The following is a 12,428-nucleotide window of genomic DNA, read 5'->3' as shown; positions in this document are numbered from 1 at the left end:
ATGCAGTTACACTCCCACACGGTGCGTCGGTATGACATTTGGCTGGTAGCCTCCACTTGCCTGGCTGTGGCGTTCTTTCTGGCAGTAACCTTCCGGATGGCGCCAGTGACCACCCCGATGGACCGTATCGGAGAAATTTCGTATTTCAGCGACCTTAACGAATCGGTCACTTACGACACCTGGCAGGATGTATCTGCAGATAAGTGGCAAAGGGTGACCAACCCGGTGAACTTTGGCATGCAGCACATGCCTTTCTGGTTTCGCTTTACCTTACCGCCACCCCCCGGCAACGCAGATGAACGTCTGCTGGAAGTGCGTTACCCGCTGTTAGATAACATTGCTATAGCCTATTATCTGCCCGGCAGTAGCGAACCGCTGGTAAGCTACACCGGCGGGGATATCAAAGCATTTGCCACCCGGCCAGTATCCCATGAGTCATTGCTTTTTCCAGTTCCTGCCAGTGAGCAGACACTGACTGCGGTAGTGCGTGTGAAAACCTCCGGGACAGTACGGTTACCACTGCGACTCTGGCAGGAAAAAGAGTTTATTGAATACACCTCTAAGCAGAATTTGTTTATGGGGGTATTTTTTGGCTTCCTGCTGGCCATGGGTATCAGTAACTTGTTCTTGTTTATAACTACCCGCAACCGCACGTTTTTGATGTATTCAGGCTATGTCTTTTCACTGACCCTGACGCTGGGCTCGTTGCATGGTTTTGCCTACGCTCATCTGTGGCCTGAATTGGTGTGGTTCCAGGGGCGTGCGGTCGCCATTTTCGCTAACGCGACCATCATGTTTGCACTTATTTTCTCCCGCATGCTGCTGCGCATAGCCAATTATAGTCGCCGGGCAGACTTGCTGGTGAAAGTGCTCAGCATTCTGTTCGCCGTCAATATTCTTGTCAGCTTACTGCTGCCATATGCGTATTTGATTAAGATATTCCTGGTACTCCTGAGTTTGGTCGTGCTGATTACACTGGCGGTGGGGGTCTGGCTGGCGCTGCGTGGCGTGGTCGTAGCGCGATACTACTCCATTGCCTGGGCATTTTTGTTAGTCAGTGGCTTTACCGCCAGTCTGGATAACCTCAATTTACTGCCTTTCGAGGTGCCGTCGAATTACCTGCTCATGCTCGGGGCAGTGGTTGAAACCTTAATCCTCGCGCTGGTGCTCGCCATAAGCTATAGCCATAACCGTGAAGAAATGTTCGATGCCAAAGAAAAGGCGTTGGCGCAGGAAAAAGCGGCACTGACTGCCAGGCAGGATCTGTTCGATGTGCAAACCCGTTACCAGGAAGATCTGGAATACCAGGTTCAAGAACGCACGTTGGAAGTGGAAATCGCTCTGCGGGAACTTTCTGAAGCAAACCGGGAACTGGAAAAGCTCAATTCCATCGATTCGCTCACCGGCATCCACAACCGCAGACATTTCGATAAACGGCTATTAGCCGAGGGGCGGCGCAGCAGACGCGAACAAACGCCACTGAGCCTGGCGATGATTGATGTCGATTATTTCAAACGAATCAATGATGAATACGGCCACGCTGGTGGCGATGCATGTATTCAGCACGTGGCGACGTTGTTACAGTCATTGCTGCGCCGTCCCACCGATGATGTTTGCCGCTATGGTGGCGAGGAGTTTGCCATCATTTTGCCTAATACCGACCTTCAGGGCGCCCGCCGGGTGATTGAGACTATGCGTCAGCAGGTGGCGGCGAATCCGGTACAGGTAGACGATAGAACCATTAATATGACCATCAGCGCAGGCATTGCAACCACGGTGGTGACGTACGAAGAACACGAACTGGCATTACTTAAACATGCCGACAAACAATTATATGCCGCCAAAGAGGCTGGCAGAAACCAAGTAATTGCAGAACATTTACCGGACTAAACTATGACAAATTCTCGTTTTCCCGCCCGTCGCATGCGCCGGTTGCGGGCCCAGGATGCTTTGCGCGACATGGTGCGTGAAAATCAGCTTACTGTTAAAGATCTTATTTATCCGGTGTTTGTGCTACCGGGCGAAGGGCAACGGGAAACCGTGCCTTCCATGCCAGGCGTCGAGCGTCTTTCCATTGATGAGCTGATTAAAGATGCCGCTGAGTGGGTGGCACTCGGGATCCCGGCGCTGGCCCTGTTCCCGGTGACGCCGATGGAACTAAAAACCGAATGTGCCAGCGAAGCGTTTAATGCCGACGGCCTGGCACAGCGCGCCATGCGTGCGGTCAAAGAAGCCTTTCCCGACTTACTGTTGATGTCAGATGTAGCGCTGGACCCTTTTACCTCTCATGGGCAGGATGGTCTGGTAAACGACGCCGGCTATGTCATGAACGATGAAACGGTGACGGTGCTGGTTAAGCAGGCGCTGTCTCATGCAGAGGCAGGTGCCGATATTGTTGCGCCTTCCGACATGATGGATGGTCGTATCGGCGCTATTCGCAACGCGCTGGAAGAGGCCGGGCACACGAATACCTGTATTATGGCGTATTCCGCCAAATACGCGTCCAGCTACTATGGGCCCTTCAGAGATGCAGTCGGGTCGGCGGCTAACATCAAAGGGGGTAACAAAAATACCTACCAGATGGATCCGGCCAACAGCGATGAAGCATTGCACGAAATTGCTCTGGACCTGGAAGAAGGTGCCGACATGGTGATGGTGAAGCCGGGGATGCCCTACCTGGATATCGTCAGACGCTGTAAGCAGGAACTGGAAGTGCCTACTTTCGCCTACCAGGTGAGTGGCGAATACGCTATGCATCAGGCCGCATTTGCCAATGGCTGGCTGGCCGCTGACAGTGTGATTCTGGAGTCGTTACTGGCGTTTAAGCGGGCCGGTGCGGATGGCATTCTGACTTATTTTGCGCCGCAGGCAGCCCGCTTGCTGAATAAATAATAATAATAAGCCGCGCGCACCGGCGGGTGCGCGCGGCTATGGTGCGGTTATTTGCCCAGGGTAAAGCGGGTATCGGCATCCCGTAATAGGTACAGTGCGAAACAAGCGCCCCACATTGGCCATGCGGCAAAGAACAGCAAATTATTGAATGCATCAATGTATTGCGGGAACGAAGAGAGCGTAGACAGACCATGCAGGATGAACACCAGTCCGTATGTCCAGCGCTTAGCCAGTCCGGCGACAAATGCCAATACCAGTACCATTTGCAGGGCGCCGACAATATACAGCGCCGTTTCCGGCACACCGCCAATTCCGTAAAAAGCATCCAGCACTTTGGCGCCGTGAGCGGGATTAACGAATTTATCCAGGGTCCACACGAACATAACGATAAAAATGGTCAGACGCAGTGCCAGTAATGACCAGCTAAGACGGGACCCAAGGTCGGCTTGAGTGGCCTGAGTGTGAGATTGCATATCAGCTCCTATAGTTGTTGTAGTCAGTATAGAACAGGGAAAAAGGATTTATATTTCAATAATTACCCTACTAACAGCAAAGTTTGCAGCTGACGGCGTAATAATAAAAAATTGAAATATCCTCCACTAAGTCAGGGTCTTATCCTGCAATACAAAGAGTAGGCGAACATAATCATGAAAAATACCTTGGCGCTGGCCCTGGGCACACTTACCTATACCGTCTCGTGCGCGGGCTTTTCACAGGAGCTTGCCGATATTGAGGTAGTGGAAGTGATGGGCGATGAGCAGGCTGCCGCTACCCTTAACCCTGGTGACAATACCCTGTCCGGACTGTTCGGCGACGGGCTGTCGGCCGCTGAAACGCCCCGTGCCGTCACGTCCCTGTCCGCAGAATTGATGGCGGCGCTGAATATTGATGACCTGCATGACATCGTCAAAGCGGCACCAAATGCTTACGCCTCCAGTGGTTTTGGTACCCCCAGTCTGCCCAGCATCCGTGGCCAGCTAGGGGAATTATTTCAGGATGGCCTTCGCCGCCAGGCCGGTAATAATGGCTTCGGCCTGCCGCTGTCGTTCAACAGTGTCAGCCAGATTGACGTGGTAAAAGGGCCCTCGCCGGTCATGTTCGGCAGCACGCAGCGCAACGGCGGGTTTGTTAATTTGCAAACCAAGCGCGCTACCACCCAGGGCAGTCGCGGCAACATCACGCTGCGTGCGGGGCGCTGGGGTCAGTATTCCGCGCAGCTGGATTACACCACCGCCATTGAACCGGGCAAGCAAGGTGTGCAGGTAAGTGCGGAGTGGCTGGAGCATGGCAGTTTCTACGACTATGCTGAACGCCAGAGTGAAAACCTGTTTGTTGCCTATCGTGCAACACCCTCCGAGGACATTACCTGGGATGTGAGCGGTGAATATTACAACGCCGAATACCCGGATATTGCCGGCATTAACCGGCCCACACAAAACCTTATCGACCACGGCCTGTACATTACCGGTCAGGGCGTCCAGCCCAGTGGCAGTCTTGTGCCGGGGGCTGGGGCGATCATCTCGCCCACCGGCGAGGTGCGCATTCCCCGCAACCGGGTGTTTACCCACCCGGATGATATTAATGGTGCGCAAACGACCGTGTTGCGAAGCCGTTACGAGCAACGCCTTTCACATAGCCTGGTGTTACGCAACCATACCTATTACCAGCACCTTACCCGGGAAGAAATCGCCGCAAACAGCTTTGTGGAAATCATCGATGATGCAAATACCGTGGAGAATCGCACCGAGCTGGACATACATACCAGCGATGCGCAGCTAACCACTCTGGGCGTCGCCCTGCGTTACAATGCGGTATTGGGCTACAGTCAGTTCACCACCGAGGCCGATAATCCGGTGGATCTTACCGGCCCCTTACGCAACCGGGAAATTCCGCTTACCAACAGCCAGCGCGCCCGGTTGATTGAATTGCGGTCTGGCGTATTCGTGTCGCCAGGCGCGCAGTATGACGTGGACGGGGATGGCAATGGTGATTACAACCTGTCTGACACCACCGACTCCACCAGCTGGCAGACCGGGGTCATCGTACAGCAGCGCTCGCAATGGAATGACCGGCTCTCCACCATTGCCGGGGTACGCTGGGATTATTACGATGTCGATGCCCGTGATCCGCTGGCCCCAGCGGGTCAGCAGGCAGCATCCGACAGCCATTCAGACACGCTCGCCAGTTATCAGCTCAGCGCCACCTATAAGCTAACCGGTGACATCAACCTGTACGCCGTGTTTGCCGACAACGACGCCACGTCCAACAGCATGGGCGGCGGCACTACGCTTGGTGCCGATGGCACCATTAATCCGCTGAACTTTGCCACTGAAAACCAGCTGTACGAAGTTGGCGTGAAATACGCTCCTGATGACTACTGGTATGCCGAAGCCGCGGTGTTCGACCAGACCCGTAGCCTGCGTAACCGGGATGGCAGTAACAGTGGGGTGGCTACCCGCGGCGCGGAAGTGCAGGTATTTTATGAAGGCAGCGGTTACTGGCTGAATGCCAGCTACAGTTATCTGGATGCCCGGTTCGATAATTCAGCGGCATTTCAGGACACCGCGCAGGTGAGTGATGCCTTCGACGACAGCCGGCCGGATATTATTAACGGGACCGGCGTAGGTTCGCCTTCATTTACGGCATTCGCACCCTCAGATAATCGCGTGCAGGGTATTCCGCCGCAAATCGTCACCCTTAATGGCGGCTGGTTCATCACTGATGCACTTCAGCTGGGCGCCTCGGTGGTATATACCAAGTCTTTCCCGCTGGACTTCCTGTCCACCGTGAAAATTCGCGACCAGGTGTCAGTAGACGTGAGTGCGGATTATCGTGTTACCGACAGCCTCACTGCCCGGCTGGACATCATAAACGCGACCGACGAAGAAAACTGGCAACCGGTTTTTGAAGGCGGCTATTTCGGCGCCACACTGGCAATGCCAAACACCCCACGCCATGCTCAGGTGAGCCTGCGTTATGCGTTTTAGGCGCAGGAAGGAGTTACTATCATGGTAAAAAAAGTCGCATTACTGGCGGTTATCGTCGCAGCGATATTCAGTTTTTTCTTCTTCGATCTTAATTCGTACCTGACGTTATCAGGGCTGAAGGCGGAGCTGGATGCGTTCAAAGCTACTATTAATGCTCAGCCCTGGTTGAGTGGGGCCATTTTCTTTGCACTGTATGTAGTAGTCACTGCGCTGTCGTTGCCCGGTGCCGCCATTCTGACTCTGGCCGCAGGGGCGTTATTCGGACTGGTGACGGGTCTGCTCATCGTCTCATTCGCCTCATCAATAGGCGCCACCCTGGCCTTTCTGGTGGCACGCTTTATTCTGCGCGACACCGTGCGCAGCCGGTTTAAAGACAAGTTTAACAAAATTGATGCCGGGGTAGAGAAGCAAGGGGCGTTTTATCTGTTCACCCTGCGACTGGTGCCGGTCTTCCCGTTTTTCCTCATCAACCTGCTGATGGGTCTCACCAGTATTCGGACCTGGACCTTCTACTGGGTAAGTCAGGTGGGGATGCTGGCAGGCACCATTGTTTACGTGAACGCTGGTACCCAGCTTGCGCAGCTGGACAGTGTTTCGGGAATATTGTCCGCCGAACTGATTATCTCGTTTGTCTTGTTAGGGATTTTCCCGTGGATAGCTAAGGCGATCGTTGCCATCGTGAACCGGCGCCGGGTGTACAAAGGCTACACCAAGCCTAAGTCCTTTGACCGCAATCTCGTTGTGATTGGGGCCGGCGCCGGCGGCCTGGTGACCAGCTATATCGCAGCGGCGGTAAAAGCGCGGGTGACGCTCGTTGAAGCCGGCGAAATGGGCGGCGATTGCCTGAATTACGGGTGTGTTCCCAGCAAGGCGATTATCAAGACTGCCAAAGTGGCGAACCAGATGCGCCAGGCCCACAATTATGGGCTCGAAGATGTCACCCCCGTTGTGCCATTTAGTCAGGTGATGCAACGGGTACATAACATCATCGCGGCCATTGCGCCAAACGACAGCGTAGAGCGTTACACTAAGCTGGGTGTGGACGTGGTGAAGGGCTATGCCCGGCTACGAGACCCGTGGACGGTAGAGATCACCAAAGACAATGGTGAGGTGCAGACCCTGACCACCCGCAGTATCGTGATTGCCACCGGTGCAGCGCCGTTTGTACCTCAGCTACCTGGCATCGAAGACAGCGGATATGTGACTTCAGATACGCTGTGGACGAAGTTTGCTCAGCGCGAGACCGTGCCCTCCCGGCTTATTGTGCTCGGTGGCGGACCCATAGGCTGTGAACTGGCTCAGGCGTTTGCGCGGCTGGGGAGCGAGGTTACTCAGGTGGAGCGGGAACAGCAAATTATGGGGCGTGAGGATGCCGATGTGGCGAACTATGCCCGTGAAGTACTGACTGACAGTGGCGTCACTGTGCTGACCGAACACGATGCCCTGCGCTTCGAGCACCATGCTGACGATCGTCAGTTGGTGGTTAGCCACAACGGCGAAGAAAAAGCCTTAGCCTACGACGAAATCATTGTTGCGGTTGGCCGAAAGGCCCGGCTGGAAGGGTTTGGTTTAGACGAACTGGGGATCCGGTACGAGCGCACTCTGGACACCGATGGCTACCTGCAAACCCGGTTTCCGAATATCCTCGCCGCCGGTGATGTTGCCGGGCCGTACCAGTTTACGCATGTGGCCGCGCATCAGGCCTGGTACGCGGCGGTTAACGGGCTGTTTGGCACCTTTAAAAAATTTAAGGTGGACTACCGTGTCATCCCCTGGACAACCTTTCTGGACCCCGAAATTGCCCGGGTGGGATTAAGCGAAGCTGACGCCAAAGACCAGGACATAGATGTTGAGGTAACCCGGTATGAGTTTGCTGAACTGGACCGTGCGGTAACCGAAAGTGCTACCAAAGGCTTTATAAAAGTGCTGACCCCGCCCGGCAAAGACACCATTCTTGGGGTGACCATAGTGGCCGAGCATGCTGGCGACCTGATGGCAGAGTTTGTGCTGGCGATGAAGCACGGATTAGGGCTGAATAAAATTCTTGGCACCATTCACGCGTACCCCACCTGGGCGGAAGGCGCTAAATATACTGCGGGGAACTGGAAGCGGGCGAATGCACCAGAAAAACTGTTGCACTGGGTGGAGAAATACCATGACTGGCGTCGCTAACCGGCAGTGTGCTGCCAAGCGATATAAACCAGCAAGGTTTACCGCTGTGCTTTGGCTGCTGGTTGGCAGTCTGGTAAGTGCAGCAGTAAGCGCAGAGGGCACGCTGCATGACGACTGGACCCGGTTATTACAGGCGCACGTCGTGGCTACACCAAACGGTCACAGCACTCAGGTGGACTACGCAGGCATGGCTGCCGAAAGTGCCCGCCTGGCCGCTTATCTTAAGCAACTGGCCGCGGTGACGCCGAGTCAGTATCAGCAGTGGAATGAGTCCCGTCAGCTGGCATTTTTAATTAATGCCTATAACGCGCATACGGTGGCGCTGGTGTTGCAACACTACCCGGATATTGACTCGATTCGGGATATTGGCGGCTGGTTTTCCTCGCCCTGGTCGCAGGGAATTGCCCCCTTGCTGGGCGCTACCCGCAGTCTTGATGAAATAGAACATAAGATGATTCGTGGTGAGAAGGGATTCGGCGAGCCGCGCATTCATTTTGCAGTCAACTGTGCCAGTATCGGGTGTCCGGCGTTACGCCGGGAAGCTTATACCGGGGCCGGGCTGGACATCCAGCTCGAGGACCAGACGCAGCGGTTTCTGGCCGACAGCAGTCGCAACCGGTTTACCGACGGCACGCTGCAGGTCTCGGAAATATTCAAATGGTACCGGCAAGACTTCACGCAGGGCTGGCGTGGCTTGAATTCGTTAGCTGCATTCCTGGCCCATTACGCCGAAGCATTGTCGCTCACCCCAGAACAGACCCAACAGTTGCAGAATAGGGCGGTGAAAATTGAGTATCTGGACTATAACTGGACCCTCAATGACACGCAGTAAGGTGGCAGGCTGGCTGTTGATTGTCGCGGGAATGCTGGGGGGGATGCCAGCCACAGCTGTCACCCTGCAGTTTCATGCCTGGGGTGGCAGTGCGCAGGTGAACGATTATCTGCAATGGGTAGCCGGCCAGGTTGAAGCCCGTCACGGCATTACCCTCAAACATGTGAAGCTGGCCGATACCAGTGATGCGGTAGCCCGGGTACTGGCAGAGAAAGCAGCCGGTAATCATGATCAGGGCGCCGTAGACCTCATCTGGATCAACGGGGAAAATTTCGCTGCCATGCAGCGTAACAATCTGTTGCTGAAAAACTGGGTAAGCGACTTGCCTAACTTCAAGCTCACCAACCCGGCGCAAAACCCGGCCATGACCACTGATTTCGGGTTGCCTACGCGGGGTCAGGAAGCCCCGTGGGGCAAAGCAGCGCTGGTATTCTACTACAACCAGCGTTACCTGAGCGCCCCCCCTCAGAACGTGCAGGCGTTGCTGAGCTTTGCCCACACTAATCCCGGCCGCTTTACCTATCCGCTACCCAATGATTACCTGGGCATTAGTTTTCTGAAATATGTCCTGCTGGCATTGAACGCGGACAACCCCGACCTGCTTTATGCACCGGTGAACGCCGACAGTTTTGCTCAGGTTACCCGGCCGTTATGGGCCTATCTGGATAAGCTGCACCCGGTAATGTGGCGGCAGGGTGACTACATGGTGCGGCAGGCTTCGCATTTGCAACAGCTCATGGGCAGTGGCGAGTTGCTGCTGGCGTTTTCGTTCACGGCCGCCGAAATTCCCGGCGCCGTCACCCGCTACGACTTACCTGAGACAGTGCGGACCTATGCCATGCAGGAGGGCAGTCTGGCTAACGTGCACTTCGTGGGAATTAGCTACAACACCGCCCATCCGGACGCCGCCAGGCAGGTCGTGAATTTCCTGCTGTCGCCCGAGGCACAGGCCAGAAAGCAGCAACTTGCCGTGTGGGGGGACGAAACCGTCCTCGATTTATCGTTATTACCCAAGGCCGCTCGCCAGCGTTTTGTCAGCCAGAGTTCTCATCCTGCTGCGTTACCCGCAGGCGCAATCAACCGGCTACTGCCAGAACCTCACAGCAGCTGGACTGATGCCCTGCGCGAAGCCTGGTTTGAACGCTATGGAGCGCGCTGGTAATGCTCCGGTTTCCGGTAATAGCCCTAGCGGTACGCTGGATATTTATCAGTGTATTAAGCCTGCCGATCATCGCCGGGGTGGTGGGGGTAATGTTGCCGGCATTCGGGTATTTCCCCGCGCTGGGCCAAGATACGTTCAGTCTGAGCGTGTTTGCTGAGCTGTGGCAGGTAGAAGGGATAGGACGGATGGCGTGGCTCTCTTTCTTTACTGGGGTGACGGCTACAGGCCTGGCTGCCTTGCTGGCAATAGCCCTGCTAGCCACATTTTATCAACACAGCGGGCTGCACACATTACAACGCTTATTAAGCCCATTGCTGGTATTACCCCACGCCGCCGCGGCCATTGCGCTGTTATTTATTCTTGCCCCGTCCGGCTGGGCGGCGCGCATCGGAGCGATGATCACCGGCGACGTCCTGACTCCTCAGTGGGCGCTGCCTTACGATCCCCACGGTGTGGCGGTGATACTCGCTCTGGCGCTTAAAGAGCTGCCGTTTATTTTCCTGATGGCGCTGAGTGTGCTAACACAGCCACAACTGCAAACCCGTCTGCACAAACATATAAAGTGTGCGCAGGCCATGGGCTATGCGACGGTTACCGCCTTCATCAAAGTGGCACTACCCATAATTTATCCTCACCTGCGCCTGCCGGTGCTGGCGGTACTGGCATACGCGACCGCCAACGTGGAAATTCCGCTGTTGCTGGGGCCGAATAACCCACCGACGCTGGCGGTGGTGGTGCTGCAATGGTTTAACCATGTTGATTTAAGCATGCGCTTTCAGGCCTCCGCCGCGGCTGTATTGCAGTTACTGGTGACTTTAGCCGCTCTCGCAAGCTGGTGGCTAGCCGAACAAATCGTTGCAAGCTGGGCCAAGCGAATGCGTCTGAGCGGCCAGCGCAACCAGTTGAGCAGTGTTATCCAGGTCTTTGCCTGGACGGGCGCGCTGCTGTTTGTTATCACCGGTGTCCTGATGCTGACCAGTCTGGTGGTGTGGTCTGTGGCCACGTACTGGACGTTTCCCGCCCTGTTACCCGAGGGCGTAACCCTGTTACACTGGCAAACCGCACTGACGGCATTAACGCAACCGCTTATTACTACTCTGGTATTAGGAATTGCCGTCAGTCTGGTGGCGGTGACAGTGGCCTTGCTGGCGCTGGAAGCCGAGGCCGGATTTATGTCTAAGCGCACTGCTCGCTGGCAACAGTGGGACAAAATAGCGGTTAATATTACCCTGTATCTGCCACTGTTAGTGCCGGGCGTAGCGTTTCTGTTTGGGTTGGTGTGGTTTCAGCAACGCTGGTTGGCTGGCAGTGTAATCACCCACGTTTTTGTCAGCCATTTAATCTACGTGCTGCCTTATGTGTTCATTTCGCTGGCGGTAGCCTATCGTCGCCTTGATCCTCGCTATATGAAGGTCGCCTCCGGACTGAGTAAATCACCTTGGCAGGTATTTTGGCAGGTGAAGTTACCCATGTTGTTCGGGCCTGTTTTGATTGCAATGGCATTGGGGATGGCGATCAGCTTCAGTCAGTATTTACCCACCCTTCTTAGTGGCGGGGGCAGAATAACCACCGTGACCACCGAAGCCGTGGCAGTAGCCGCGGGGAGCAGTCAGCGTCTCAGCGCCGTATACGTGCTGGTGCAGGTAATGTTACCGCTCAGTGGGTTTGCACTGGCCTGGTACCTGCCGGGGCGTTTTTTCAACCCTGCCGCACGGGCAAAGCGGCGGCAAAAAAGGATAGCAGCGAATGACACTGGCACTTAATAATCTGACCATCTACCGTCACGGTGAGCCTCTGCTGAGCATTGATGTCACTGTACCGCCCGGGCAGGTAGTCGCAGTCATGGGGCCGTCGGGGGCTGGCAAATCGACGCTGCTGGATGCCATTTGCGGGCAACTCAGTGACCCGTTCAGCTACAGCGGTGATATTATTCTTAACGATCAGCGTATGAATACGGTCGCGGCACACCGGCGCAATATGGGCATTCTGTACCAGGATGCGCTGCTGTTTGAGCACATGACTGTGGGGGAAAACATTGCTTTTGCGCTGCCCAGGCACGTGCATGCTAAAACCACTGCGGCAGAACGTCATGAACAGATTGCTGAACAACTCAGTAGTGTGGGTCTGGCTGACTTGCAGGACCGCGCGGTACAAACCTTGTCTGGCGGCCAACAGGCCCGGGTGGCGCTGCTGCGCACATTGGCAGCCCAGCCAGCTGCGGTATTACTGGATGAACCGTTTGCGAGACTGGACGCCGCGCGTAAAGATCAATTGCGTCATTGGGTGTTCGACACTATTGTCCAACGCGGTTTACCGGCCCTCATGGTCACTCATGATCCCAATGATGCGCAGGCCGCCGGCGGCCCTGTCATAGAGGTATAGT

At 55.3% G+C, this 12,428-nt stretch carries 9 protein-coding genes; 8 read left to right on the top strand and 1 reads right to left on the bottom strand.

Features of this window, described 5'->3' with window-relative positions; translation table 11 throughout:
• Together OCL06_RS01480 and hemB are read left to right on the top strand one after the other, a co-directional pair.
• Positions 1-1,890, top strand: coding sequence for a sensor domain-containing diguanylate cyclase (locus tag OCL06_RS01480; protein ID WP_262991969.1), 1,890 nt, complete (start codon positions 1-3; stop codon positions 1,888-1,890).
• Between the two features lie 3 nt (positions 1,891-1,893).
• The gene (gene hemB, locus OCL06_RS01475; protein ID WP_262991968.1) at positions 1,894-2,892 is read left to right on the top strand and encodes a porphobilinogen synthase; all 999 of its coding nucleotides are present in this window, start codon (positions 1,894-1,896) and stop codon (positions 2,890-2,892) included.
• A 47-nt stretch (positions 2,893-2,939) separates the two neighbouring features.
• Here the strand turns inward: hemB and OCL06_RS01470 are convergent, their stop codons facing one another.
• Positions 2,940-3,365 (bottom strand): hypothetical protein, encoded by a 426-nt coding sequence (locus OCL06_RS01470; protein WP_262991967.1) that lies wholly within the window; start codon positions 3,363-3,365, stop codon positions 2,940-2,942.
• Between the two features lie 174 nt (positions 3,366-3,539).
• Between OCL06_RS01470 and OCL06_RS01465 the strand changes: the two genes are divergently transcribed.
• Genes OCL06_RS01465 through OCL06_RS01440 form a run of 6 tightly spaced genes read left to right on the top strand, consistent with a single transcriptional unit; the run spans position 3,540 to position 12,427 of the window.
• Positions 3,540-5,879 (top strand): TonB-dependent receptor, encoded by a 2,340-nt coding sequence (locus OCL06_RS01465; protein ID WP_262991966.1) that lies wholly within the window; start codon positions 3,540-3,542, stop codon positions 5,877-5,879.
• 21 nt (positions 5,880-5,900) lie between these two features.
• A complete protein-coding gene (locus tag OCL06_RS01460; RefSeq protein ID WP_262991965.1) occupies positions 5,901-8,051 on the top strand; it encodes a dihydrolipoyl dehydrogenase family protein in 2,151 nt (716 codons plus the stop codon).
• The gene (locus OCL06_RS01455; protein WP_262991964.1) at positions 8,035-8,883 is read left to right on the top strand and encodes a DUF547 domain-containing protein; all 849 of its coding nucleotides are present in this window, start codon (positions 8,035-8,037) and stop codon (positions 8,881-8,883) included. Before OCL06_RS01460 ends, OCL06_RS01455 begins: the two co-directional genes overlap by 17 nt.
• On the top strand, positions 8,870-10,045 hold the full coding sequence (locus OCL06_RS01450; RefSeq protein WP_262991963.1) for an ABC transporter substrate-binding protein: 1,176 nt from the start codon (positions 8,870-8,872) through the stop codon (positions 10,043-10,045). Before OCL06_RS01455 ends, OCL06_RS01450 begins: the two co-directional genes overlap by 14 nt.
• Positions 10,045-11,808, top strand: coding sequence for an ABC transporter permease (locus OCL06_RS01445; RefSeq protein ID WP_262991962.1), 1,764 nt, complete (start codon positions 10,045-10,047; stop codon positions 11,806-11,808). The genes OCL06_RS01450 and OCL06_RS01445 overlap by 1 nt, the downstream gene beginning before the upstream one ends.
• Positions 11,792-12,427 carry an ATP-binding cassette domain-containing protein gene (locus tag OCL06_RS01440; protein WP_262991961.1) on the top strand — a complete coding sequence of 212 codons (636 nt, stop codon included), beginning with the start codon at positions 11,792-11,794 and terminating at the stop codon, positions 12,425-12,427. Before OCL06_RS01445 ends, OCL06_RS01440 begins: the two co-directional genes overlap by 17 nt.
• Position 12,428 lies beyond the last annotated feature (1 nt).

It is taken from the genome of Alteromonas salexigens, from assembly GCF_025628895.1.
In the GTDB taxonomy this organism is placed as follows: Bacteria; Pseudomonadota; Gammaproteobacteria; order Enterobacterales; family Alteromonadaceae; genus Alteromonas; species Alteromonas salexigens.
This window is presented reverse-complemented; position numbering and strand designations above follow the sequence as displayed.